Here is a 24,170-nt window from a genome sequence, read left to right as displayed (position 1 = left end):
GATCAGAACCTCAGCCCCACGTTGATCATCCCCGCCGCCCCGCCCAGCACCACGAATTCGGCCGCTAGCGGCCCCCAGTGCACACCGAACGACGGAATGATCACCGGCGCCACGCCGAGGTGGTTGAGCGGGATCTTGTCGTCATAATCGCCCTTGTAGCCTTCGATCAAGCCCGCGCTCAGCTTGGCGTACACGGGATAGCGCTCATGCTCCCAGACCTTGCCCAGGTAGGCATAGTAAGAGCGCTGGTAGAAGGAGTTCTTGAAGGTCGCCACGCCCCATAGCAGGCTGTCGGTGTAAATGCGCTCGATGCCGAGCAGTTCCTGGTGGTTGTTGTGCTCCGGGTCGTGGGTCCAGTGCTTGGTATAGGCGCTGGTCTGCACGTACCAATAATCCCCCTCGCGCTCGCCTTCTTCGGCATTCGCGGCCAGACTCAGTGCCAGCAGCCCGATCGCTGCAATCGACGTCCTGTTCATGCTCGATGTCTCGCGGGACAATCCAGTGACACTAGCCGCGCCAGGTCAATCGCGCCATAGGGAACGCCCAAGGAGGAGTGATGCCGATTCGCCGTCTGCTGTTGTATGGGCAGCAGCCTGGCGGGCAGGAAGACTATGGCGTGAACCTGGGCAGCTTGAACCTGCGCGGTTCAACCGGGTCCATATCCGAGTTCAGGCGGGCGGTCACCCGGTCAGACCAGACCTTGTAAAAAAGCGCTATGCGCGAGCATTGGACTTGCTGCCAGATGCCATCGCCGTCAGTAACCGCGCCTATGTGTTCGATAACTCGGGCGAGAGCGCTACATGGCTGGCAGAAATCACAGAGGGTAGCGAGCTCGAGTACCGTGCCGAAGAAGTCCCTGACTGGTTCTTCGATGCCTATGTAGACGAAGTAGAGACCTGAGGGTTTGTTCCACTTCACGCAACAATGAAATGCCAACCCCACTGATTCTCGGGAACCCCGGCGAGTACTACGCTACTCCCTGTCAACCACTCCCGAGGAGCCACCCCGATGTCCCGCCCCCCGCTGCCTCCCTTTACCCGCGAAACCGCCATCCAGAAGGTCCGCCTCGCCGAAGACGGCTGGAACAGCCGCGATGCTGCCAAAGTAGCACTGGCCTATACCGTCGATACCGCCTGGCGTAACCGGGTCGAATTCCCCCGTGGCCGCGCCGAGGTCGAGGCGTTCCTGACCCGCAAGTGGAACCACGAACTCGAATACCGCCTGATCAAGGAACTGTGGGCCTTCAGCGGCAATCGTATCGCCGTGCGCTATGCCTACGAATACCACGACGACAGCGGCCAGTGGTTCCGCGCCTATGGCAACGAGAACTGGGAATTCGCCGAGGATGGCCTGATGCAAAACCGTTTTTCCAGCATCAACGAACACCCTATCGCCGAAGCAGAGCGCAAGTTCCACTGGCCGCTCGGCCGGCGGCCGGACGATCACCCGGGCCTGAGCGATCTGGGCCTCTGATCAGCCCACAGGCAAGCTGACCTTGACCTCCAGCCCGCCGCCCGGGCGATTGGCCAAGGTCACGCTGCCACCCTGCTCCAGCACGATAGCGCGCACCGCCGGCAACCCAAGCCCAACGCCACCGGTGTCGCGGTTACGCGAACCTTCGATGCGGAAATAGGGCACAAAGACGTGCTCGTGCAATTCAGGCGCGATGCCCGGCCCGCGATCCAGCACGGTGATCTGCAGTTGCTCGGCAGTGACCGCCAGCCGCATCTCGGGCGCCAGGCCATACTTGATCGCGTTGTCTACCAAGTTCACCAGCACCCGCTTGATACCTATCGGCCGCCCGACGTAGACGCAGCGCCGCGGCGCGTCGAGCGCAACCTTGATACCCGCATCCTTGAAGTCTTCCACCACCGTTTGCAGCATCTCTGCCAGGTCGAACGCAGTGGTCTGCTCAAGCCTCGCATCGTCGCGAAAGAACGCCAGCGCGGCGTCGACCATGGCCTGCATTTCGTCGACATCCTTGAATAGTCGGGCCTGCAGTTCGCCGGCCTCGATGAACTCGCCGCGCAGGCGCATGCGCGTCAATGGCGCGCGCAGGTCGTGGGAGATCGCCGCCAGCATCTGGGTGCGGTCATTCACGAAGTGCTTGAGCTGCGCCTGGGTGCCATTGAAGGCGATGATGGCCTGGCGCAGGTCGTGGGGGCCGACCACCGGGATCGGCGGGGCATTGAAGTCCTTGCCAAAGCGCCGCGCGCCCTCGGCGAACCGTTCGAGCGGGCGGGCCAGATAGCGCGTGGCGAACAGCGCGACCAGCAGGCTCGACACCAGCATCAAGGCGAGGATGATCAGGTTGCGCGGCAGTTCGTCCAGGCCCCAGCTGCGATCCGTGGCGCGGTACAGCACCCAGCTCTGGTCACTCAGCTCGATCATCAGGGCGTAGCCGCGCGCCGGTGCGTACTCCGGCAGATCGGACGGTTCGAACGCCTGAATGCGTGCACCCGGCCGTTTCAGCAAGGCACGCAAGGTTGGCGTACCCTTGCGAAATTCGGCATCGACCAGCACCGGCACACCGGCTTCGTCGTGGCTGCGCAACCATTGCACGGTGTAAGAACCGTCCCCCGCCACGCTGGCGAGGCTGGCGCGCTGGGGGACCGGTGCGGCATCCAGGATGCGGGTCACGGCGGCGACCTTCTCGATCACCCCGCTTTCCAACAACGGCGGCTGCGCCCACACACTCAGCAACAGACTGAACAGCCCTTTGAGCAACAGCAGGATGAGCATCGCCGTGAGGGTGGTCAGGGCGATCCAGCGGGCGATGGTGATACGGGGCCGCGGCAGGGCCTTGCGCAGCGTGGCAAACAGGCTCATCGCCTGACCACGGTGGCGGTGAATTGATAGCCGGCATTGCGCAGGGTGCGGATCAGCGGCTCGGCGCCTGCCTCACCCTCCAGCTTGCGCCGCAGCCGGCTGACTTGCACATCGATGCTGCGGTCATAGGCCTCATAGGATTCGCCCCGGGCCAGGTCGAGCAATTGCTGGCGGCTGAGCACCCGCCGCGGATGCTCGGCAAATACCAGCAGCAGCTCGAATTCACCGTTGGACAGCGGAATCATGACCTGCTCTGGCGAGCGCAGCTCACGCCGCAGCACATCCAGTTGCCAGCCGGAAAACGTCAGCACCGTGCACGGGTTACTGGTCACATCGCCTGCCGCTTCGCTGACCCGGCGCAACACCGCCCGCACCCGCGCCAGCAGCTCGCGGGCGGCAAATGGCTTGGTCAGGTAATCGTCGGCCCCCAACTCCAGGCCGACCACGCGATCGCTCAGCTCGGCCATGGCCGTGAGCATGATCACCGCCACCTTGTGCTCGGCGCGCAAGCGCTGGCACAGCACCAGGCCGCTGTCGCCCGGCAGCATCACATCGAGAATCACCAGGTCAGGTACGCGCCTCTCCAGGGCTTGCCAAAGCCCTTTGCCATCGCGGGCTACATCGACCTCATAGCCGTGCTGACGGAGAAACTTCTGCAGCAGGTCGAGTACTTCAACATCATCGTCAACAATCAACAAATGGCTCACACAAAGGTACCGCGAACAAAGGCAATTACGGCCTACTGTAAGGCCATCCCCGGGCTGCCGTCATATATTTCAACCCGGAAACAAAGTGTCAGAGACGAGATAATCCGGACATTCCCAGGTAATTAATCCCCCGCAGCATCGGCGCCACTTCTTCACAGGAATGTGCCCCATGCCCACCCCTTCTGCTGCCTGGTTATCCGCCCGCAACACGGTCCTGGCGCTGTCACTGCTCACCGCCAGCGGCTGCAGCCAGCGCCCGCCGGCGAGCGCCTGCGGCCCTGTCGCCCATCAGCTCAGCGACCCGGCCGAACCTGCCAACCGCGCCGTGTTCGCCTTCAACCGCAGCGTCGACGACTACCTGCTGGCGCCGGTCGCCCGCGGCTATACCGCGTTGCCGAGCTTCGCCCAGCAAGGCGTGCACAACTTCGCCGCCAACTTCGCTGAGCCCAAGGTGTTCGTCAACGACCTGCTGCAAGGCAACGGTGAACGGGCGATGACCAGCCTGAGCCGCTTCATCTTCAACACCACCCTCGGTGTAGCAGGCCTGATCGATGTCTCCGGCAAGATGGGGCTTGCTCGCCATCAGTCGGACTTCGGCCAGACCTTCGGCGTGTGGAACATCGCCGATGGCCCGATCGTCGAACTGCCGCTGCTGGGCTCGCACAACCTGCGCGATGCGACTGGCCGGGTACTGAGCATGGCGCTGGACCCGTTCGGCGACAACAGCGATACCGTCCAGACCCTGAGCACCGTGGCCATGGCCGGTGGCGTGGTGGATGGCCGGGCACAGGCGTTGCCGCTGACCGACAAGCTGCGTACTCAGCCGGATTACTACCTGGCATTGCGCGATTACACCGCGCAAGAGCGTGCCAACCGGGTTGCCGAGGGCAAGCTCGGCGCGCCCGGCAAGCGCCCGGACCAATGCCAGGGAGGCAATACCGGTGAATGATGCCGTTTCACTGTTCCGCCGTGTTGTATGCGGGGCCGAGCAGTCTGTGCTGCTGCACGAACTCGAAGCCCGCGTCTCGGCGGATGGGCGCGAACTGATTGTCAGCCGTTATCGGGAACGCTATGGCAACGGTGGCGAGGCCCAGCGTCACGAAGTGCATCGCCGCGTACCGATCGCCGCATTGCTCAAATGGATGGCCAAGGAAGACACGACGCTCCAGCCATTCTGATGACGTTGCTCAGTGCGTCATCTTGCCCATTGCGGCCACACGTGGGCGCCGGGGCCTGGAGCGGGTGAATGCGCCATGATCAGGCATAACAGGCACAACCGCTGACTGCATGGCGGATCGTCGGGTTCTGCCGCTTGTGCCCGAGCGGGGCGATGAATGTCCGAATCGCGACAGTGAGTGCCTGTTCAGCGCGAGACAGGCATTGCCCGGCTGGATAACCTCCTTCGGGCAATGCCTTGCCATCACTCGAAAAAGAGCCTCGCTTATGACCACTCCTGCCGCCACCTTGGCCCCGCCCGCCACCGCTGCCGACCAACCCCAGGGCTTTCTGGTCCGCATCGTCGGCGCCGCCGCCTTTGCCCACTTGCTCAACGACCTCATCCAGGCCGTGCTGCCATCGATCTACCCGATGCTCAAGAGCGACTTTTCGTTAAGCTTTGCCCAGATTGGCTGGATCGCCCTGATCTACCAGGTAACCGCCTCGCTGCTGCAGCCCTGGGTCGGCATGTACACCGACAAGCGCCCGATGCCTTACCTGCTGCCGACCGGCATGCTGTTCACCCTGGTCGGCATCGCCCTGCTCGCCTTTGCCAACAGCTACGAGATGCTGCTGTTCGCTGCTGCCGTGGTGGGTATCGGTTCGGCGACCTTCCACCCGGAAGCCTCACGGGTGGCACGTATGGCCTCCGGCGGACGCTTCGGCACCGCGCAGTCGACCTTCCAGGTCGGCGGCAACACCGGCTCTGCGATCGGCCCCCTGCTGACCGCCGCGATCGTCATCCCCCACGGTCAGCCGGCCATCGCCTGGTTCATGCTGGCAGCAGCCCTGGCCATTTTCGTGTTGCTGCGCGTCACCGGCTGGACCATCCGCCACGGCCAGACGCAGCTCAAAGGCCTGGCCGGGCAACAGGCGCCTGGGCTTTCCAAAGGCGCCATGTGGCGCGCCGTGGGCGTGATCGCCGTGCTGATGTTTGCCAAGTTCGTCTACATCGCGTCGTTCACCAACTATTTCACCTTCTACCTGATCGAACACTTCGGCCTGAGCGTGCAGCAAAGCCAGCTGTACCTGTTCATATTCCTCGCCGCCGTGGCCTTGGGCACCTTTGCCGGCGGGCCGGTGGGTGACCGCATCGGGCGCAAGGCGGTGATCTGGATCTCCTTCCTCGGTGTGGCCCCCTTCGCCCTCGCGCTGCCCTACGCCAACCTGGCCTGGACCGCCGTGCTGGCAGTGGCCATCGGCCTGGTGATGTCGTCGGCCTTCGCCGCGCTGGTGGTGTACGCCCAGGAGGCAGTGCCTGGCCGCGTCGGCATGGTCTCGGGGGTGATGTTCGGCCTGATGTTCGGCATCAGCGGCATCGGCGCCGCCGGCCTTGGCAAACTGGCCGACCTGCATGGCATCGAGTGGGTGTACCAGGTGATCTCGTTCCTGCCGCTGCTGGGCCTGGCCACCGCGCTGCTGCCGGCGACTCGCTCGAAAGCACGGCCCACCCGCTGCTGCTAAGATGGCCGAGCTTGTCGGACTGCACGAGATCACCATGGTCAAACCCCAGCATGAGTTGCTGTTGGAAGTCGATGAATGGACCTGGGAGGTGGGCAGCCGGGCAACCGACTACCCGCCCGACTGGTACATCGCCCCCCATTCGCATGCAAAGCATCAGCTGATCTACGCCATCAAGGGGCTGATGCTGGTCGAGTCGCAAGCCGAGCGCTGGACCGTGCCGCCCAGCCGCGGCATCTGGATGCCCAGCGGCCAGGTGCATGCCATCCGCTGCGTCGGTGACGTGAAGATGCGCAGCGTGTTCGTGCGCACCGATGCGGCGGCTGAACTGCCACAACAGAGCAAGGCCATTAGCATATCGCCGCTGCTCAGCGAACTGATCAAGGCTTCGGTCGACTTCCTCGGGCCCTTTGTCGAGGACTCGCGCGAGGCGCGGATCATGCGCCTGATCCTCGACGAGATCTGCGTGTTGCCAACCCTGCCGCTGAAGCTGCTGCACCCCAGCGACAAACGCCTGCGGACCATCTGCACGGCCCTGCACGAGCGGCCGCACGACACCTCGACCGTGGCCGACTGGGGCGCGCACTTGGGTGTCGACGAGAAGACCATCCAGCGCCTGTTCCGCAAGGAAACCGGCATGACCTTCGGCCAGTGGCGACAGCAGGCGCGGCTGATGCAGGCGCTCGAGCGCATCGCCCTGGGCCAGCGCATCATCGATGTGGCGGGCACGCTGGGCTACGACAGCCCCAGTGCGTTCGCCAGCATGTTCAAGCGCCAGTTCGGCATCACGCCGAGCCAGTTCTTCAAGTGAGTTGTGCCCCGAACATTGCTACATAACGTTTCAGCGACGGGTGATTTCAATGTGACTGCCCCGCGCCTGCGCTTGAACCGCAGTTACCCGGCAAACCTCAGCAAAACCGGGCATCCAACGGGTATTTGATGTACATGAGTTGAAACAGCTAGCGGGCGGAATTGTAGGAAGTTTCTTCCAGTGCCTGTAGGTGGAATCGTATTAACAGCATTTTCCTGTATGAAACCTCAGTTTCCGTAGGATTTTGTGGCTGTTACGGTCCATTTTTCCTACAACGGCACGGATGCCCCATGGCACGAGAGAAACATGGATCAATACAATAAATCTGGCCTGGCCTTGCAGAAGAATTTACTGAATCTGCGCCGGGAGCGGGACAGCCTGAAGGCCCAGGGCAAGCATGAAGAGGCAGAGCGAATGGCGCGGGACATTGCACGGATAGAGGCCGTGGTGGCTGCGCTACCAGAGGGGGCGAAACCGCCGACGCTGCAGTAGGCATGCAAACGCCCCGGCGGTGCGGGGCATTTTTGCTCAACGTCAGGCGCAGCGCTTGAGTATGGTTCTGATCGGGCGCCGCACCCGCCGCTTCGATACAGCCTTTGGCTTGATCCAGCGGCAGGCGTCTATTTCGTTGCATGGGCGCGGTTTGGAAGCTGTCTTGCGAGCTTCGAACAGGTAATGGATCACCTTGTCCTCGCGGAATTCGGCGATATAGTGCAGCTCGTCGAACGCCAGGCCGGTTTCCTCGACCATCTCACGATGCGCAGCCTGCAAAGGCGTTTCATCACGCTCTACGGTACCGCCAGGCAGGTTCCACTTGGCGTTGCGCTTGCGCACGAACAGTACCTCGCCATCCTTGCGGTAGATCACCGTGGCGCGAAGCTTTATACCCTTGCGTCTGGCGGTAGCGGTGTCCATTGCCTTCATGCGCGCGATCCCATTCGGTGGGCGGGACAGGCGCCGTGCAAGGCGCCTGTCCCAACTCTAGGGTGGTAATGTTTCGATTGAATGACCATTACCGGCGCGTGATGGTTCAGATCGCCGCCTTGCGACGCGGTGCCCTGGCCCCTGCCCCCAGACAGGTCACGGCAAAGGCGATCACCAGCGCCGCCGTGCCCAGCAGGAAGATCAGTTGTTGGTTGGAGCCGTCTACAAGCAGGGCGATCAGCGCCGGGGTCACCGCCGCCGCGCCCATCAGGGTAATGCTGACCAGCGGCGTGAGCTTGCCGGTCGGGTCGTTGGTGGTGATCAGCGCCATGTAGTACGACAACGACAGCACCCAGCCAAAGTTGATCAACAGCAGCGCAACGAACAGCTGCACAGGCGTGCGGGTATGACCGGTGAGCATGGCAATGGAGATGAACACCGCCGCCAGTCCCACCGCGATCATCAGTTGGCGATTGACCCGCGCACCCAGCAGGCTTGGCAGCCCTGCCCCGGGCAGGCCACCGATGGCCGACAGGCCGAACGCCCAGCCGATGTCGACCCCGTCAATGCCCTGATCGCGCGCCAGCTGGTCGATGAAGCCCCACACGCAATAGATGGCGACCTGCATGAACAGCATGCCCAGCAGCGCCGTGCGCCCGGTACGCGCCGAGCCACCCTGGGCGGGCGAACCTTCGCCGTTTGCCAGCGACAGCATCGGGCGGTGTGGCAGCACCAGGCTGGCGCCGCAGATCAGCAAATACCACAGGCCGAATGCGCACAAGGCGGTCAGCGTTCCGCTCTGCGCGGCGAGCAGTGGCAACGCTGCCGAAAACAGCGAGTACTCCGGCGTCTGCAGCAGCAGCATCAAGCCGAACGAACGGTCCTGGTTGGGCAAACGGCCCAGCGTCGACACGGCATAGGCGTAAACCAGCCCCGCACAGGTGCCGGCCGCCAGGCGCACGGCCAGCAGCAACGTGTTGCTGCCGGCGAAGGCCGTGGCGATGCTCAAGGCCACGCACAGCGCGCCGCCCCACAGGCACAGGCTGCGCCCACCGTGGCGCTTCATCAGTATCGGGCACAGCAAGGTACCCAAGGTCATGCCGATCATTTCTACCGACACCACCCAGCCCTGCTGGTCGAGTGACAGGCTCAATTGCTCGGTGACCAAGCCCATGAAAATGGGTTGCACACCACAGACAATGAATGCAGTACAGGCAATGAAAATCAAGGCGGCACGCAGCAGCTTGGAATCATTGTTCATGAGAGGACTCCGACACGGCATTTGTTTTTATTGTGGTTGTCGACCTGCCCTGGAAAGCGCCGTGGCAGGCGCCATGGCGGGTCACGCGCTCATCCTGGGCGGTGTTCACAGGGTTTGAAAGTTAATTATCGGAATCGACTTCAGTGCACTTTTTAATGCCGGCCAACTTCCCATGCCTGTATCAAGAAACGCACTGTGGTCGATCCTGATAATTAATTTGTGAGGGCCGTGGATCCTCCCTACCGTATGACGCTGACCAAGCCTCGGAAAAAAAGGGCCCCAATCATGAACGACCGTGAGTTCATCAATGCCATCGATGCCGATGGCCAACCCCTGAACATTGCCGTGAACAACGGCCGCATCAGCCACATCGGCCCACAACGCGCCAGCATCGCCGCCCTTGAGACCATCGACCTCGAAGGCTTGCTGGTGCTGCCCGGCTTCGTCGACGGCCACATCCACCTGGACAAGAGCTTCGTCGGCGACCGCTGGCGCCCGCACCAGCCGGTCGCCAGCCTGCGCGAACGGCTGGCCGTGGAGAAGCGCGAGCTTGCCAGCGCCCCGCCGATCGTCGAGCGCGCCGACGCGCTGATTCGCCAGGCCGCCTCGTTCGGCACCCTGGCCATGCGCTGCCATGTCGACGTCGACGCCACCACCGGCCTGACCAACCTGCGCGCCATCCTTGAAGCCCGCGACAAGTGGAAGGACCTGATCGACATCGAGCTGGTGGCTTTCCCGCAGGCGGGCGTGGTGACCTGCCCCGGCACTGCCGAAGTGATGGAAGCCGCGGTGCGTGAAGGCGTGCAGGTGGTCGGCGGCATCGACCCGACTACCCTGGATGGCGACGCTGAAGCGCAGCTCGATATCGTTTTCGGCATTGCCGATCGGCATGGCGTGAAAGTCGACATCCACCTGCACGAACCGGGCGACATCTGCATCGCCCAGCTCAAGCGCATTGCCGCACGTACCGAAGCGCTGGGCATGCAAGGGCTGGTGGCGGTCAGCCACGCTTATGGACTGGGCGACGTCAGCGACGCGGTAGTCGACAGCACCGCTGAAGTACTGGCCCGTGCCGGCGTCTCGATCATGACCAATGCCCCCGGTGACCACGCCTTCCCGCCCGTGCTGCGCCTGCGTGCAGGTGGGGTGCGGGTGTTCACCGGCAACGACAACATCCAGGATGCCTGGTGGCCCTACGGCAACGGCGACATGCTGCAACGGGCGATGCTGGTCAGCTACCGCTCGGGCTTCAACACCGACGACGAACTGCGGGTGGCGCTGGAGATGGCGACCGAGGCCAGTGCCGGGGTGATGGGCAAGCGGGATTACGGGTTGATGGTGGGCAACGAAGCCAGCTTCGTGCTGTTCAAGGCGCCCAATGCGGCGGCGGCGGTGGCAGCGGCCATTCATGAACGGGTGATCGTGCGCCATGGGGCGTTCTGGGGCGGGCCTGCGCAGTTGCAGTTGAAGGCTGCGCAGTTTGCTGCAGAACTGCGTCGCTAGGGAGCTCCCCGGGGCCGCTTTGCGGCCCATCGCCGGCAAGCGCGGCTCCCACCTGGCCAGCGTACAACGTTCAAGGTGGGAGCCGCGCTTGCCGGCGATGGGCTGCAAAGCAGCCCCCTACAGACACATCAGGTGTCAGTTGTCCTGCCTGCAACGAACACCTAGCCACTAGCCTGATGAGCACAACATCAGGAGGCAGGGAACATGGATCGTCCCCATTCAGATCAATTGAGGCTTGGCCGATTTTCAGAAACCAGCCGCCTGTATCTGCTCACCAGCTCGACGTTGGGCAGGGCACATATCTTCAGTGAATTTCATTCGGCCCGACTGCTGGTGGAGCAGTTCCGTCTGGCGCAAGAGGAAGGCACAGCCCGGTCTTTAGCCTGGGTAGTGATGCCCGACCATTTTCACTGGCTCATCGAGCTCGGGCCACTGAGCTTGAGGCAACTGATGCGGAGAGTGAAGTCGCGAAGCACCATGATGATCAATCGGCACAAAGGGCGCAGCGGGCAGCTGTGGCAGAAGGGCTTTCATGACCGGGCGCTGCGCCGTGAAGAAGATGTTCAGGCAGTGGCGCGATACATTGTCATGAACCCGAAGCGAGCAGGCTTGGTCGAGAAGGTTGGCGACTATCCACACTGGGATGCAATCTGGCTCTAACTATCTTGATCAGGCAATGCGATACCCTGTGGGAGCCGCGCTTGTCGTGGCGACGAACCGCGGCGGTGGGCTGCGAAGCAGCCCCCATCACTCAGCCTCTGCCCGCAAGATGCCAATCAGAATCTCGGCCAGCTCCTGGACCATAGGATCCGCCGTAGGCCGATGAAATATCGCCGCCTCGAACACCCGGATCGGTTTGAACCCCTCCTCCGCCCCCAGCACCCGATGCCCGGCCGTCACCACCCGCGCCGGCAGCAGGCTGACACCCAGCCCATTGGCCACCGCTGCCTGGATACCCGCCAGGCTCGAACTGGTAAAACCGATGCGCCAGCTGCGGCCCATGGCCTCGACTGCACTGATCATGTCATCGCGGTACAAGCCCCGCGGCGGAAAGGTCACCAGCGGGATCGGGTCCTGGGCGAAGCTTGGGTACTGCGCGCTGTCGATCCACTCGATGCGCTCTGGCTGGCAGGCATTGGCCTCGCGGCTGTGACGCCGTTGCTTGACCAGCACCAGGTCCAGCTCGCCACGGTCGTAGGTGCTCATCAGGTCGCGGCTCAGGCCACCGGTGATCTCCAGCTTGACCGTCGGATTGAGCCGGTTGAACGCCGCCAGCGCCTGCATCGTCTTGCCCGCGACAAAATCGTCCGGCAGGCCGATACGCACCGTGACCGAAACCCCGCCCGACATCGCTTCGGTCAGCTGGCTGCTGACCGCCAGCAAGTGCCGCGCATAACGCAACAGGGTTTCACCGGCGTCGGTCGGGTGCACCTCGCGGTTGCTGCGGTCAAGCAGCTGGTGGCCGACCATTTCCTCCAGCCGGCGCACCTTCTGGCTGACCGTGGACTGGGTGGAATGCAGGCGCGCAGCAGCGGTAGTGAAGCTGCCGCAGTCGGCGACCATGACCACGGCGCGGAGCATGTCCAGATCGTAGATGGCGCGGTTGGGGTTGGTGCTGTCGGTCATGGGCTGAGGTCGGCTTTCGAATGGGGCTGCGTACATGATGCCTGAAGCTGAGCCAAGGGTAGGCGCTTATTGGCCGCGCAACCGATCCCATTGCTGCACAACCAAGGCTGCCGCACTCGCCAACCATAACAGCCAGGCGCAAGCCACCTGCCAATGGCTGAACACGGCCTGGGGCTGCCCCATGAAGAATGCGCTCGCCACCAGCGAGAGCAGCAGCGCCACACTGGCCACAGGCACTCGCACCAAAGCGGTCAGCCAGCGCGGCGCGCCCCACTTGCCCAGCGCGGTCATGCTGCCCAGCAGCAATGAGCCGACGATCAACAGAAACGGAATGCCGATCATGGCCATTGCCGGTTCGACTTCGCCGCCATCCTCACCTGGCACGTAGTAGCTTGCGTACCAGAGTTCCCGGCAGAGCATGTGGGTCAGAAAGATCACGGCGATGGGCGCGATCGGGAAGATCAGCACGCTGATGACGGGGTTGCGGGTGTTCAAGATGCTCATCCTTGGGCTTGGGTAACGATAGAGGGCATTCATTCGGCTGCGACACAGAATACACCCCTAACCACGCTCGAGTGCCGAAGCTGCTCGGGTATGCCCCGTATGGAAGACCTGATGAACAAACTGATCCTACCGGTAGCCATCTTCGTGAGCGTGATCATTGCGGGGAAAATGGCCGAGCATTTTTCATGGGTGTGGATGGCATCCCGTCAGCTGCAATATCCATCGCGCGCAGGGCAATCCAGAGCGCAACCACACCTTCGGTGTCATCCAGCGAACGCCCGGTAATCGCTTCGATCCTGCGCACTCTATAGACCAGGGTCTGCTTGTGCACGTTGAGTATCTGCGCCGATTTTTGCCACGACCTGTTCTGCTCGAGAAAGACCCGCAGCGTTTGGATAAGCTGGCTGCCATTGTCTGCGTCGTAGTCGACCAGGCTGCCAATCACCCGTCGGTACATCCTGCGCGCCTGCGCCAGATCGCTGGGCAGCCAGAAGGCTTCATCCAGTGCATGGGCATAGTCGACGACCGGCCGCGCGGGTGTCGTGTGCGCCAGGGCCAGGCGCGCCTCGCGCAGCGCTTCAGCCGCCCTGAGGCCCGTCTCCAGCGGGGCGCTGACACCCAGGCCAGTGCCCAATAGGTCCTGCAAGGGCTTGCAGGCTGCCGGGTCGGCCAACAGGATCACCAGCTCATCACCTGCCTGCCGCGCGAGCACTCTCAGGCCTTGCCGACTCAGCTCAAGCTGCCAGCTATCGGGAGCCGCTGCATCGAGCCGGGCCAACGCCAGGCGCGCGCCGGCCGGTGGACATTCAAGCTGTTCCAGGCGCTCAGCCGCAGCGCGTTCGCTCAACCTCGTGTTGACCAGGTCATCCACGAGCTCGGAGCCCAGGCGAAGCATTCGCTCATGCTCGCTCTGCACGCGCTCCAACTCGATCGCGAGCACCGATGCGATATGGTGCAGAATGCCGTAGTCGAGCAACTCGCCGCCCGTGGCAAGAATCGCGCACTCGGGGAGCGCCGGCAGTGCCATTACCAGCGCTTCGCGATCCCCGTCATGGCAACGGGTCAGGTCGTAGGTAAGGCGAGCGCGCATGGCGATCACCTTGCACCACTGCTCTGGCAGCTGCGGCAGCCCCTGTTCCCATGGCAGCAGGCTGCGCGTGTCGAACAGATAGAGCTCGGCCGCCACATCTGCGCAAAGCCTCGACAACAAGCCGTTCAGGCCCAAGTGCCGCAGCCCGATCCTTGCGCTTTCATACAGCCGCACCACAGCACGCCGGCGCTGGTCCTCTGTCTGCTGCCGTGCATCCAGAATGGCCTTGGTCACTGCCGAGAACGGCACCGAATAGTGAGTGGTCAGTACCGGGAAGCCGAGCAGCGATGCCTGGTCACAGAGTGCCGAGAGGTTGTCCGGCGCCTGCATGTTCTCGCCGATCATCACCCCGGCCACCTTGGCATCGGCAAGCCGCGTCACGTAAACCCGCTGCTGATCGGCATCACGGGGGATACCGATACCCGTGGTCATCAGCAAGTCGCCCTCCCCCAGCCATTCGCTGGGGTCGGACAACTCGCATACATGGGCCCATCGCAACGCTCGCTGCACGCCTTCTGCCCCCGTGAGCAACCGGGTACGCAGCGATGCATTGTCGATGATGCCCTGGATGCTGAAAGACATGGTAATGGACTGCCACACAGCGGATGCCGAAGCGCTCGGCGAGGCATCCACCCTAGCAGCGACGCCCATCGACCGTCGAGCCAGATAAGCGCCAGGGGCAGACAATTACGTCGCCATGCTCAGCGAGGCCGATTGCTGTAGCGAACGCCCTTTGGTTTCCGGTGCCCAAGCCAGGCAGACGAAGAACGCAAGGAGTGTTATGCCGGCACCAATCAGCAATGTGCCTTGCAGGCCAATGGACTCGATACCGATAGGCGTCAGGTACGTACCGGTGGCCGCACCGATACGGCTTATACCTACCGCTACGCCAACTGCGGTGGCGCGCACGGAGGTCGGGAACAATTCGTTGGGGTAGATCCACTCCAGGATGCTCGGCCCGCCAGAGACAAACGCATAGAACGCGAACGCAGCGATGATGAACCAGGCCGGGGCATCAGCCCACAGCGCAAGCGCGAACAGCGGAATTGCCATCAACGCGAACGGCACCAGCACCATGGGGCGGCGCCCCCAGGTCTCTACCAGCTTCAACGCCGGTATCACGCCAATAGCGAATAGAACGGCGATGAGCAACTCACCCAATGTGGACGCGTTAACCCCTTTGATACCTGCGGAAATCAAGATCATTCCACCGAAGGTATACAGCACGTACTGCGGAGTGATCTGGGCAAAGTAGAGCACGCCGCACATGATCGTGCGCTTGAGGTAGCCGCCTGACGAAATCATCTTCAAGTCTGCCAGCATGGAACGTGGACGCCCGCCATCATTGAGCTGATCAATGTCGTGCTGGGTGATTTTCACCGTTTTGCCATAGACCTGCTGAATGACCGCTTCTGCTTCCTTCACCCGCCCTTTGCTCGCCAGCCAGCGCGGTGACTCGGGAATGCCGCGACGCATGATCACCACGATCAGGCCGACAACGGCACCGCTGAACAGCATCCAGCGCCACAAGGAGTGGTCACCGCTGAATTTGACCACCAGATAGCCCACGACAAACGCCGTCATCGCACCCACCGACCAGGCCAGCCCAGACAGGCCAATCATGAAACCACGGCGCTTGGAAGGCGTGAACTCGGTAAGCAGAGAAGTAGCAATCGGGTAATCCGCGCCGACCGCGAGGCCAATGACGAATCGCAGCAGGATCAACTGCCAGGCATCAGTGACAAATGCACTCAGGCCACAGGCAATGATGAGAACCGTCAGATCCAGCGCGTACATGGTTTCGCGGCCGATCCGGTCGGTGACTGCACCGAACACTGTCGCGCCAAAGAAGATACCCAGCAACGAAGCGGCACCGATGAGCCCCGTCTCGACGGGCGTTGCCGGAATGTCCTGGGCGAAGCCAATGAGGGCAATGCCAATCAGGCTGAGGATGTAACCGTCCAGGAATGGGCCACCGCAGCACGCCAGCAGCAACTTGCGATGGAACTTGGAGACGGGCGAATTTTCGATGATATCGAACACGCTCATATAGCGACCTTTCTTATTGAAATTATGGGAGGTGCGAGGGCCGATCAGCCAACGATGAAATAGTGCTTGGTGACGGTTTTCTCGATCACCCAGACACCGGTTGTGTTCGGCGGGAAGTAAACCGCGTCACCCGCCTGGAAGTGGATGACCTCGCCTTCGTCAGGCGTGAAGCTGCCCTTGCCGCTGATGAAATAGCTGTACTCGGCCTGCAGCACCTGACGGCGCCAGCTACCTGGCGTGCACTCCCACACGCCCAGTGAGAAATGCGGGCTTTGCACGCCCTCATCCAGGGCAAGACGGGTCTGCGAAACCAGGTCACCCAAGGGTTGGGCGACCGGCCTCGGGGCTGAGAATGCAGTATCGGCAGTCAGGCGTTTGATGATTGGGGTCATGGTGTTGGCTCCTGTAGGGTCAGGCTTTGTCTTCAAGGCCGGCCGGGGCGAGCCCGGCCAGCAGGCGGTCAATGGCAGAGGGCCGCGCGCCGCTCATTTCCGCGCGCTCCTTGCGGAGCACGGCATTGCGCACGAGCGCGCCACCGAGGAAGCGGAACGGCTCTGGCGGGAAGGTCTTGCATCTGCGGCCGACCAGCGAGCAGGTGCTCCACTCGTCCTCGCTGCCGAGCACCAGGCTGGCGAGAATGCGGCCACCGAGGCGGCTGGGGCCGACGCCGTTGCCGCTCCAGCCGATGCCGTAATGAATGTTCTGGCTTTCAGCCAACGTGCCGAACACCGGCAGGCTGTCGTAGGTGCGATCGATCGGCCCTGACCAGGCACTGGCAATCCGGGTCGAGGCAAGGCTCGGGTAGGTGCGTCGAAAGTCAGCTTCCGTCAGCTCGATACTCTGCGGGTGCTTGCTGAAGGTGTTGTCTATGCGCGAGCCATAGGCCAGCGCGCCGGTACCCTTGCCAAAGGCAATGCGCCCGTCCTGGGTGGTGCGGTAGTAGTCCACCATCAGCTGCGAGTCGGTGATCGACTGCTGACCCGTCCAGCCCATCTGCTGCAGTTTCTCGGGAATCGGCTCGGTCACCACGATGGAGCTGTTGACGGGGACGATCAGCTTGGCGAGCTCTGCAATCGAAGCCGCCCAGGCATTGCTGGCCAATACCACGGAACTGGCGTTGACATGGCCTTTGCTGGCGCTCAGCCGTACCGTTTTCCCCGGCTCGATCCGGTTGACCGGGGTTTGTTCGAAAATGCGAACCCCCGCCGCCCTGGCCACCTTGCGCATGCCGCGCACCAGAGCACCTGGCTGCACGGTTGCGTTGCTGCGTTCAAATATGCCTGCAAGGTGAACATCGGAACCCGTGGCCGCCACCACGTCTTCCCTTGATACACGCTCGAAAGGCTGAACGCCAAGCCGTGCGCACAGGTCGAGTGTGCCGTTCCAGCTGTCGATGTGGGCGGGGGTTGTCGCCGTCCAGAGCCAGCCTTTGTTGGCAAAGTGCGCATCGATTGCATGCTGCTCGCAAAACTCGCCCAACTCGGCGATCGCCCGCTCGGCGGCATTGGCCAGGAACAGCGCTTGCTCCTCGCTGCAGAAGCTCAACAGCGAACCGATCTTCGGCCACCATGACATGACAAAGCCGCCATTGCGCCCCGATGCACCGCCGCCGCAGATGTCCTGCTCCAGCACGACGATGTCGAGGTGCGGGGTGCGTTCCTTGAGCGTGAGCGCCGTCCACAGGCCGACAAAGCCACCGCCGACGATAGCGACGTCGGCGTTGCATTCACCCTCAAGGGGCAGGGTGGGCTGCAGGTTTTCCTCCAGACTCTGCAGCCAGTGGCTGCGCGTCAGAGGGTGTGAGGGGTGCAGGCGCATGGGAGTGGTTCCACTGTGTTGTTTTTCACAGTTTCACCAGCGCTGAATCGCCCAACAATTGAGCGTTGCTAGGAATCGTGGCCTACACGTTCATACCATCGAACAAAGGCGTGGGGGCAGGCACCTACTGGATGTGCTTGAGCTTCTCAAGCATGGCGGCGCTGCCCTTGAGGTAGCTGGTAACCTCGCCGTCTTCCCGTTTGAACTTGATGCCCATCACTTTGTTATCCAGCCTTACCAGTTCGACCGATGCACGAATCACTTCATGCGGATGAGTGACCGTCGCCGGAGCCTTGCCTTTCTGGATGGAGACTTCGCTGATCGTCTGCTCGAAGACATTACGGTTGCCGTCATACGACCAGGCCGACTGCTGTACGACTTTTTGCATCGAGCTTTTATCGCTGACGATCAGGAAGTCGGTTGCTGAACCGTCTGCCTTGAGCAGCAACAGCGACAGCACTTGGGAGGTGCCGTCGTCGGCGTTGAAGTACCAGAGGCCGTACAGGTCGCTTTTCTGGTAGTTGGCAGTTGCGATCGCCGTTTCGCTGGGTGGTTTTCCGGCGCCCGTTGTGGAGCAGGCCGTCAGCACCAGCGGGGCCAGCAGTGCGATTGCTAGGGTGAGGTACTTTTTCATTTAATTCCTGGCGGCTTTTCCGAGGTGTGGGCATAGCGTTCTGACCACGACATAGTTGAAAGACTATCCAAATGTGTCGAAAAGTCAGAATTTTTACCTTCCTCGTAGTCTGATTCTGAAAGATACTGCTACCGCCTATTTTCCGTTGCGGCTGCCCTGCTGGCGCTCTAGTCTCGGCCTGTCACTGCACATCAGTGACTCGGCTTTGACAGGCCGTAACGGTATTAAGCATGCAGCTAACCCTTCATGGTGGCTGTGCGTGGGGCACGCTCGCGTGCGCCGGAACTTGCTTATTCCGCCGGTCTGTCAACCCATGTACAGCTGCCACCCTTCTGTTTGACAGCAGGCAGGTGGCGGCATCATTTAGAGGTAATAAGCGATGTTGAAGATGGTTCCCGAACCACCCCGCACTCCCCACTCCCTCGAAGACACCCTTATTCAAGCTGCGGACTACGCACTCTGTGCGCTGGCCATATCGCAGCAAGCCATGATGCTACAGCCAATGTCGTCCGCGGCGACATTGATGATGGCATCGACCCATGAACTTGAGTCGCTACGTGTGCTGCTTGAGGCGGCACTGATTCAGGTACAGATGCCAACCGAGCCGCGAACGCTGCACTGAGGCGAAACCATCTGCTGCCTGAGTTGGGCCTGAAACCAGAATGCCTGCGCCTTGCGCAGTACCTGTGGGAGCTGGCTTGCCTGCGATGAGGCCAGCCCGGGCAGCGGAGATTCAGAGTGGAAACCAATGACTACAGACGACTCCAAGTTCACCGTTGGCAAGACCATTTTTTTTCAGGGTGAAAACCAGACACATCCACTGTTTCGCATCGAAGCAGGTATCCCCTGCCGAAGTGCTCGGGAACAGTCCTCGGAACTGATGGGCTATGTGCGGGAACTGACCGTTATCGGGTTGATGGAAGAGAAACCGATGATGATCTGGGCGGCGCATTACCTGAGTGCATTGGCCAAGGCATTGATGGATGATGCTGAGCTGGGGATGGCAAACTGATTATCTTTTTGATGGGCGACATGAAAATGATCCAGTGTCGCCTACAGCCATTTTCAGTTGAAAAAGAAACCCCGCACGGGCGGGGTTTCAATTCAAATTCGCTTTACGGCCGCCTGATAAGCCTCATTATCCCGTCGCGCCCCGACACATAGGACTACAACGATTTCACTGCCTTGAATCCGATAGACGATGCGCACATCGCCTGTGCGTATCCGACGGCAGCCCGCGAGTGACCCACGAAGGGTTTTCCCCAGTTTCTCGGGTTCTCCTTCAGCCATACGCTCGCGCACTACTTTCAGGATTCTTCGAGCCTCCGCAGTACCGAGCTGCCTGAGGTCATCTTCTACTTGCGGGTGAAACTTGACACTCCAGACCATTGTGTTGGCTACCTGAAGCGAGCCTCCATGTCTTCGAGGCTCACTGTATTTTCGTCATTCAGGCTGAGCAAACGCTCAGATGCCAGACGATCGGCGCGCAAATCTTCGAGCTCATCTTGCATTGCTTGAAAGGCATCAACGCCGATAAGCACAGCGGCGGGCTCATTGTCCTTGAAAATCACCAGGTGGATAGCCTCTCCACTGGTGACTTCCTTCAATCGGGCGCCGAATGTTCTGGCCATCGTCGTAGCAGACACTGCCTGCTCAGCTCTGGCTAATAGGGATGTCATATGACTTTCCTCGTGACCTGCTTTCTTACTGGTTACTGGCTTAAAAAACGATCTGACACAGCACATAATACACAACATATTACGCACAACAACCCGCATCATCGCCTGACTGACAAAGGGTCTGGCTCTGCCGACCTACGCCTCGTCATCACCTGGAATCTGCCACGCACACCGCGCGTGGTGCGCTTTTCGGGCAGCGTCGACTTTTAGTGCCAGTCAGTTGCCTATCTTTCATGAACGGGCGATTGATCTGATAATGGGGCCAATTACAAGGGCCTCGCCATGCTGACCATCTCCAACACCGTGCATCTCCCGGATGCCGACATCGAACTGACCTACATCCGCGCGCAAGGCGCGGGTGGGCAGAACGTCAACAAGGTGTCCAGCGCCGTGCACCTGCGCTTCGACATCCCGGCCTCATCGCTGCCGGAGTTCTACAAGGAGCGGCTGCTGGCCCTGCGTGACAGCCGCATCACCGGCAACGGCGTGTTGATCATCAAGGCCCAGCAGTACCGCACCCAGGAGCAGAACCGTGCTGATGCACTGGCGCGCCTTGCCGAGTTGATCATCGCGGCAGGCAAGACCGAAAAGAAGCGCCGCCCCACCAAGCCGACCCTGGGCTCGAAAACCCGCCGCCTCGAAGGAAAAGCCAGGCGGGGGACTGTCAAGGCGGGCCGGGGCAAGGTGGATTTCTAGTACGGGTGATAGAACGTTGCTGACAGGTCAGCGACGCGTTGAACCGCGCGAGGGCCGCATCCCGCCTGCCCTTGCAGTGTTCCAGCATCAATCCCGGTAGCGTACCGGGTCATATCACTTTTACCGCCCGGCCAATGAACTTCACCGGACCGGTCGGCAGCCCGGTTGGCGAGCCACCTGCTTTCTCCAGCGTCAGCTCGAACAGCTGGTTGACCTCCAGCGGTGGCAGGCTCTGCAATGGCACGCGATAGGGTTCGCCTGGCTTGACCAGGCCCAGCGAAACCGGGGCGCGCCACTGCTCGCCCTTGGTCCAGAACTGCAAGGCCATCCCCTCGGGAACCGCATCCTGACCAAGCGGAATCAGCTCGATCATGCGATTGTCACTGGCCTGCACCACCCACCCAGGTGCCTGGCTGCTCGGCGCCACCAGCACCACCAGGTATCGCGTAGTGGGCGCAGGCGTGGTCAGCACGATAAACGCCAACAACAAGCTTGCAGCAAGCCCCGCGACACTCAACCCTTGCCAAAGGCCGAGGCGCTTCCACCAGTGGGTTCGCTGTTGAGTGACGGGCGCGGCCGCGTCGTCAAGGCTGCGCTGGATGCGGCCCCACAGGCGGCCGCTCGGTGGCTGCAGATCAGCCAGCGCAGTCAGCTCCAGCAGCCGGGCCTCCCAGGCATCCACGGCGGCACGTAATGCGGGGTCGGTACGCAGACGGTCGGCCAGCGCGGCGTGCTCCTCGAGCGACAAGGTGCCCAGCACATATTCCCCGGCGAGGCTGTCCAGTGCTTCGGATGAGTCCGGCTTCATTCCAGGCACTCCCGCAGCGCCTTGAGGCTGCGTTTGATCCAGGCCTTGACGGTGCCCAGTGGTGCGCCCAGCAAAACGGCGATCTCGGCATGGCTGCAGCCGTCCACATAGGCATGCAGGATGCAGCGCTGCGGTGCGGGCTGCAGTTGTTCAAGGCAACGGTAGATTTTCGCCGAGCCTGACCAGAGGTCAATGTCATCGAGCCCCCCCTGCATTGCAGGCGCCGCGTCGATATCGGCTGCGTCCAGCACGGTTTCACGGCGGGTATCGCGTATCGAGTTCAGCGCCAGGTGGCGGGTGATGCTGTAGATCCAGCCGCGTGCCGAGCCGCGCGCCGGATCGAAGCTGGCGGCGCGGGTCCAGATGCGGATGAACGCATCGTGGACGATGTCTTCTGCGGTGGCGTCGTCGCGGGCTATGCGCCGGGCAACGCCCAGCAGGCGCGCGCCTTCGTGATCGTAAAGTGCCTGCAAGGCTCGCCGGTCGCCCTGTGCACAGGCCTCCAGGCAGCGGTGGAAGTCGAATGGGGCGGCAGGTGAGTTCAACGTGTACGGCTTCCTTGAGTCAGGCAAGGGACCCCGGCGATCCAGCCGGGGGCTTGCCAACGAGCGTAGATCATCACGAGCAACGTGAACGCTCACGTACGCTTTACTTGGCTGTCCAGAACACATAGTCAGCCTGGTACTGGACGACCTGCCTGGCACCTTTGTTCTGCGCTGTGCAGTCGCCGGCCGGGGCCACGCCGCCGCGGGTGGCCAGGCGTTGGATATAGCTGACCCCCTGCATGGCGCCTTTGCCTTCGGCCGGGTTGGCCTTGACCAGTTGATAAGGTATGGAACCTTTGTCTGCCGGTGCCACGGCCAACTGCGTACCGGTCACTTTCGAACCATCCTGGGCCTGCCAGGTGGCGGGGGGGCCGAAGTAGTCGCCCACCTGTTTGCCGGCACGGTCCTTGAGCACTGCCTTGGGGCCAACGAAGGTCCATTCGGTCTGGCCTGGTGTGTTGGCGTTGTCGCGGCACTCGTAGGTGATCTCGCCGATGCCGACCGTTTCGAGCATGACGCGGTGGCCATCGGGGACCTTGACTGCATCTGGCAGCGCGGACCGGGCCTGGGTTGGCTGCAGCGCCAGGGTGAGGCAGCAGGCGAGCAGGCAGGCGGAGGGTTTGAGGTTCATGGGCAGTGCTCCTGACAGGTCAATTGGCTGGGCAGTCACAGACCACCCATTAGCACTACCCGCCAACGGCCACAATGGATGCACTGAATGCATCTCGCGCAAAACAAGGTTACAAAAGCGGCACTTCATAGCTCAGATAAAAGCGGTTTTCATCCACGTCACGCGTGAATGAGGACCGGTAGGTCGCATTGCGCCAGGTGATCCCCACGCCCGCTAACGGGCCGCCCTGGATCACGTACTTGATATCGGTATCGCGCTCCCATTCCTTGCCCGAGTCATGCCCCAGCACCTTGGCATTCTGGCCGTGGAAGTAGCGCGACATGAAACTCAACCCCGGTAGTCCGCTGGCGGCAAAGTCATAGTCGTAGCGCAGCTGCCAGGACCTCTCGTTCTGCTCCGAGAAATCGCCATACTGGGCGAAGTTGATCAGGTACGGGTCGGTGCCATCGAGGTACGGGAAGGCGCTGCCCCCGCTCATTTTCTGCAACCCCAGGCCAAAGGCATGGCCGGCGTGCTGGCGATAGGTGAGCATGCCGTTCAAGGCGCGGTTGTCGATCTTGCCGCCCGCCGCGCCGCCGGTGTCGTCGCTGATCGACAGCCGCAGGTCCAGCTCCAGCGCATCGCTGCCCACGGCCGTGCGCCCTTTCATGCCGATGAAGTGCTGCGCATAGACGTCGTCGAGCTTGCCGTAGTGGTAGCTGGTGGACCAGTGCTTGTTCCATTGGTAGTCCACCCCGCCCAGATAGAAATGATCGGCAGGTGCCGCCGTGCGGAAGCGACCGTTGCGGTTGTACAGCGCGATGCTGCCCTGGCCTGACTCGTTGCGCTGGCTGACTTCATCGAGCCGGCCAAGGGTCAGCGTGGTGTTGGCGAGATCGTTGGAAGTCAGTACCCCACCCTGGAACATCTGCGGGAACAGCCGCCCGTAGTTGGGCTGCACCGTCGGTAGTTTGGGCACCAAAGTGCCGACCTTCAACTCGCTCCTGGCCACCCGCACCTTCGCCGCGGCGCCCAGCCGCGAATAACTGTCGGCAGCCTGCCCATCTTCCTGCACCGGCAGCAGCCCGGTGCCGGCGCGGTCGCTGCTGGAGTCAAGCTTGATACCCAGCTTGCCCAGCATGTCCACGCCGAAGCCCACAGTGCCAGGGGTGTACCCCGAGCGATAGTCGAGCAGAAACCCCTGGGCCCACTCCTCGCTTTTCGAGCGCCCTGCCCCGTCGCGAAAATCGCGGTTCATGTAGAAGTTGCGCATCGACAAGGTGGCCTTGCCATCCTCGACGAATCCTTCGGCCACTGCCAGGCCACTGCAGCCGGCCAGCGTGGTGAAGAGGAAAACAGTGGTCTTATTGTTGTTGTACATGTGTTCTCCAGACGAACAA

General features: G+C 62.1%; 31 protein-coding genes. 13 read left to right on the top strand and 18 right to left on the bottom strand.

Features of this window, described 5'->3' with window-relative positions; all coding sequences use genetic code 11:
• Positions 1-2 precede the first annotated feature (2 nt).
• Positions 3-476, bottom strand: coding sequence for a sn-glycerol-3-phosphate transporter (locus ACIPW4_RS13350; RefSeq protein WP_400658488.1), 474 nt, complete (start codon positions 474-476; stop codon positions 3-5).
• 80 nt (positions 477-556) lie between these two features.
• On the opposite strand from ACIPW4_RS13350, the gene ACIPW4_RS13345 reads away from it, so the two are divergent.
• The 3 genes from ACIPW4_RS13345 to ACIPW4_RS13335 all read left to right on the top strand — a co-directional run bounded on the left by ACIPW4_RS13345 (position 557) and on the right by ACIPW4_RS13335 (position 1,473).
• Positions 557-706 (top strand): hypothetical protein, encoded by a 150-nt coding sequence (locus tag ACIPW4_RS13345; RefSeq protein WP_400658486.1) that lies wholly within the window; start codon positions 557-559, stop codon positions 704-706.
• A 26-nt stretch (positions 707-732) separates the two neighbouring features.
• Positions 733-900 (top strand): hypothetical protein, encoded by a 168-nt coding sequence (locus ACIPW4_RS13340; protein WP_400658484.1) that lies wholly within the window; start codon positions 733-735, stop codon positions 898-900.
• A gap of 108 nt (positions 901-1,008) precedes the next feature.
• Positions 1,009-1,473, top strand: a complete 465-nt coding sequence (locus tag ACIPW4_RS13335) for a DUF1348 family protein (RefSeq protein WP_400658482.1) — start codon at positions 1,009-1,011, stop codon at positions 1,471-1,473.
• Here the strand turns inward: ACIPW4_RS13335 and ACIPW4_RS13330 are convergent, their stop codons facing one another.
• Both ACIPW4_RS13330 and ACIPW4_RS13325 read right to left on the bottom strand, forming a co-directional pair.
• On the bottom strand, positions 1,474-2,829 hold the full coding sequence (locus tag ACIPW4_RS13330; protein ID WP_400658480.1) for an ATP-binding protein: 1,356 nt from the start codon (positions 2,827-2,829) through the stop codon (positions 1,474-1,476).
• Positions 2,826-3,536, bottom strand: coding sequence for a response regulator (locus tag ACIPW4_RS13325; protein ID WP_400658478.1), 711 nt, complete (start codon positions 3,534-3,536; stop codon positions 2,826-2,828). The genes ACIPW4_RS13330 and ACIPW4_RS13325 overlap by 4 nt, the downstream gene beginning before the upstream one ends.
• A gap of 169 nt (positions 3,537-3,705) precedes the next feature.
• Between ACIPW4_RS13325 and ACIPW4_RS13320 the strand changes: the two genes are divergently transcribed.
• The 5 genes from ACIPW4_RS13320 (at position 3,706) to ACIPW4_RS13300 (ending at position 7,515) form a co-directional block, all read left to right on the top strand.
• Positions 3,706-4,485 (top strand): VacJ family lipoprotein, encoded by a 780-nt coding sequence (locus ACIPW4_RS13320; protein ID WP_400658476.1) that lies wholly within the window; start codon positions 3,706-3,708, stop codon positions 4,483-4,485.
• The gene (locus tag ACIPW4_RS13315; protein WP_400658474.1) at positions 4,478-4,714 is read left to right on the top strand and encodes a hypothetical protein; all 237 of its coding nucleotides are present in this window, start codon (positions 4,478-4,480) and stop codon (positions 4,712-4,714) included. Before ACIPW4_RS13320 ends, ACIPW4_RS13315 begins: the two co-directional genes overlap by 8 nt.
• A gap of 265 nt (positions 4,715-4,979) precedes the next feature.
• Positions 4,980-6,215 (top strand): MFS transporter, encoded by a 1,236-nt coding sequence (locus ACIPW4_RS13310; protein ID WP_400658472.1) that lies wholly within the window; start codon positions 4,980-4,982, stop codon positions 6,213-6,215.
• Positions 6,216-6,249: 34 nt separating this feature from the next.
• Positions 6,250-7,023 carry an AraC family transcriptional regulator gene (locus ACIPW4_RS13305; RefSeq protein ID WP_400658470.1) on the top strand — a complete coding sequence of 258 codons (774 nt, stop codon included), beginning with the start codon at positions 6,250-6,252 and terminating at the stop codon, positions 7,021-7,023.
• Positions 7,024-7,329: 306 nt separating this feature from the next.
• The gene (locus tag ACIPW4_RS13300) at positions 7,330-7,515 is read left to right on the top strand and encodes a hypothetical protein (protein ID WP_400658468.1); all 186 of its coding nucleotides are present in this window, start codon (positions 7,330-7,332) and stop codon (positions 7,513-7,515) included.
• A gap of 42 nt (positions 7,516-7,557) precedes the next feature.
• Here ACIPW4_RS13300 and ACIPW4_RS13295 read toward each other — a convergent pair whose 3' ends face one another.
• A complete protein-coding gene (locus tag ACIPW4_RS13295) occupies positions 7,558-7,947 on the bottom strand; it encodes an NUDIX domain-containing protein (RefSeq protein ID WP_400658466.1) in 390 nt (129 codons plus the stop codon).
• A 106-nt stretch (positions 7,948-8,053) separates the two neighbouring features.
• Complete coding sequence (locus ACIPW4_RS13290) at positions 8,054-9,208, bottom strand: MFS transporter (RefSeq protein ID WP_400658464.1); 1,155 nt, start codon at positions 9,206-9,208, stop codon at positions 8,054-8,056.
• 285 nt (positions 9,209-9,493) lie between these two features.
• Here ACIPW4_RS13290 and ACIPW4_RS13285 point away from each other — a divergent pair, with 285 nt between their 5' ends.
• Positions 9,494-10,711: an amidohydrolase family protein gene (locus ACIPW4_RS13285; protein WP_400658462.1), complete on the top strand. Its 1,218-nt coding sequence runs from the start codon at positions 9,494-9,496 to the stop codon at positions 10,709-10,711.
• Between the two features lie 204 nt (positions 10,712-10,915).
• Complete coding sequence (locus ACIPW4_RS13280; RefSeq protein WP_400658460.1) at positions 10,916-11,371, top strand: REP-associated tyrosine transposase; 456 nt, start codon at positions 10,916-10,918, stop codon at positions 11,369-11,371.
• 87 nt (positions 11,372-11,458) lie between these two features.
• Here ACIPW4_RS13280 and ACIPW4_RS13275 read toward each other — a convergent pair whose 3' ends face one another.
• From ACIPW4_RS13275 to ACIPW4_RS13245, 7 genes are all read right to left on the bottom strand, one after another.
• The gene (locus ACIPW4_RS13275; RefSeq protein ID WP_400658458.1) at positions 11,459-12,337 is read right to left on the bottom strand and encodes a LysR substrate-binding domain-containing protein; all 879 of its coding nucleotides are present in this window, start codon (positions 12,335-12,337) and stop codon (positions 11,459-11,461) included.
• Positions 12,338-12,403: 66 nt separating this feature from the next.
• Positions 12,404-12,832: a hypothetical protein gene (locus ACIPW4_RS13270; protein WP_400658456.1), complete on the bottom strand. Its 429-nt coding sequence runs from the start codon at positions 12,830-12,832 to the stop codon at positions 12,404-12,406.
• A 163-nt stretch (positions 12,833-12,995) separates the two neighbouring features.
• Positions 12,996-14,513 carry a PucR family transcriptional regulator gene (locus ACIPW4_RS13265; RefSeq protein ID WP_400658454.1) on the bottom strand — a complete coding sequence of 506 codons (1,518 nt, stop codon included), beginning with the start codon at positions 14,511-14,513 and terminating at the stop codon, positions 12,996-12,998.
• 105 nt (positions 14,514-14,618) lie between these two features.
• Positions 14,619-15,980 carry an MFS transporter gene (locus tag ACIPW4_RS13260; RefSeq protein ID WP_400658452.1) on the bottom strand — a complete coding sequence of 454 codons (1,362 nt, stop codon included), beginning with the start codon at positions 15,978-15,980 and terminating at the stop codon, positions 14,619-14,621.
• 44 nt (positions 15,981-16,024) lie between these two features.
• Complete coding sequence (locus ACIPW4_RS13255; protein WP_400658450.1) at positions 16,025-16,372, bottom strand: cupin domain-containing protein; 348 nt, start codon at positions 16,370-16,372, stop codon at positions 16,025-16,027.
• A gap of 19 nt (positions 16,373-16,391) precedes the next feature.
• Positions 16,392-17,798 carry an NAD(P)/FAD-dependent oxidoreductase gene (locus ACIPW4_RS13250; protein WP_400658448.1) on the bottom strand — a complete coding sequence of 469 codons (1,407 nt, stop codon included), beginning with the start codon at positions 17,796-17,798 and terminating at the stop codon, positions 16,392-16,394.
• A 124-nt stretch (positions 17,799-17,922) separates the two neighbouring features.
• Entirely contained in the window at positions 17,923-18,432 is a 510-nt protein-coding gene (locus tag ACIPW4_RS13245; protein WP_400658446.1) for a hypothetical protein, read from the bottom strand.
• A gap of 379 nt (positions 18,433-18,811) precedes the next feature.
• Here ACIPW4_RS13245 and ACIPW4_RS13240 point away from each other — a divergent pair, with 379 nt between their 5' ends.
• Together ACIPW4_RS13240 and ACIPW4_RS13235 are read left to right on the top strand one after the other, a co-directional pair.
• Complete coding sequence (locus ACIPW4_RS13240) at positions 18,812-19,054, top strand: hypothetical protein (protein WP_400658444.1); 243 nt, start codon at positions 18,812-18,814, stop codon at positions 19,052-19,054.
• Positions 19,055-19,180: 126 nt separating this feature from the next.
• Positions 19,181-19,444 (top strand): DUF3077 domain-containing protein, encoded by a 264-nt coding sequence (locus tag ACIPW4_RS13235; RefSeq protein WP_400658442.1) that lies wholly within the window; start codon positions 19,181-19,183, stop codon positions 19,442-19,444.
• Between the two features lie 92 nt (positions 19,445-19,536).
• Here the strand turns inward: ACIPW4_RS13235 and ACIPW4_RS13230 are convergent, their stop codons facing one another.
• Complete coding sequence (locus tag ACIPW4_RS13230; RefSeq protein ID WP_400658440.1) at positions 19,537-19,821, bottom strand: type II toxin-antitoxin system RelE/ParE family toxin; 285 nt, start codon at positions 19,819-19,821, stop codon at positions 19,537-19,539.
• An 8-nt stretch (positions 19,822-19,829) separates the two neighbouring features.
• Entirely contained in the window at positions 19,830-20,063 is a 234-nt protein-coding gene (locus ACIPW4_RS13225) for a type II toxin-antitoxin system Phd/YefM family antitoxin (RefSeq protein ID WP_400658634.1), read from the bottom strand.
• Between the two features lie 330 nt (positions 20,064-20,393).
• On the opposite strand from ACIPW4_RS13225, the gene arfB reads away from it, so the two are divergent.
• On the top strand, positions 20,394-20,807 hold the full coding sequence (arfB, locus tag ACIPW4_RS13220) for an alternative ribosome rescue aminoacyl-tRNA hydrolase ArfB (protein ID WP_400658438.1): 414 nt from the start codon (positions 20,394-20,396) through the stop codon (positions 20,805-20,807).
• 109 nt (positions 20,808-20,916) lie between these two features.
• Here the strand turns inward: arfB and ACIPW4_RS13215 are convergent, their stop codons facing one another.
• From ACIPW4_RS13215 to ACIPW4_RS13200, 4 genes are all read right to left on the bottom strand, one after another.
• Complete coding sequence (locus ACIPW4_RS13215) at positions 20,917-21,615, bottom strand: anti-sigma factor domain-containing protein (protein ID WP_400658436.1); 699 nt, start codon at positions 21,613-21,615, stop codon at positions 20,917-20,919.
• Entirely contained in the window at positions 21,612-22,160 is a 549-nt protein-coding gene (locus ACIPW4_RS13210; protein ID WP_400658434.1) for a sigma-70 family RNA polymerase sigma factor, read from the bottom strand. The genes ACIPW4_RS13215 and ACIPW4_RS13210 overlap by 4 nt, the downstream gene beginning before the upstream one ends.
• Before the next feature lie 103 nt (positions 22,161-22,263).
• On the bottom strand, positions 22,264-22,791 hold the full coding sequence (locus ACIPW4_RS13205; protein WP_400658432.1) for a DUF3455 domain-containing protein: 528 nt from the start codon (positions 22,789-22,791) through the stop codon (positions 22,264-22,266).
• Between the two features lie 109 nt (positions 22,792-22,900).
• The gene (locus ACIPW4_RS13200; protein WP_400658430.1) at positions 22,901-24,151 is read right to left on the bottom strand and encodes an OprD family porin; all 1,251 of its coding nucleotides are present in this window, start codon (positions 24,149-24,151) and stop codon (positions 22,901-22,903) included.
• Positions 24,152-24,170: the final 19 nt, after the last annotated feature.

Source organism: Pseudomonas sp. NPDC089996 (assembly GCF_044748405.1).
In the GTDB taxonomy this organism is placed as follows: domain Bacteria; phylum Pseudomonadota; class Gammaproteobacteria; order Pseudomonadales; family Pseudomonadaceae; genus Aquipseudomonas.
The sequence above is the reverse complement of the archived record's forward strand: the minus strand, read 5'-3'. Positions and strand labels throughout refer to the sequence as shown.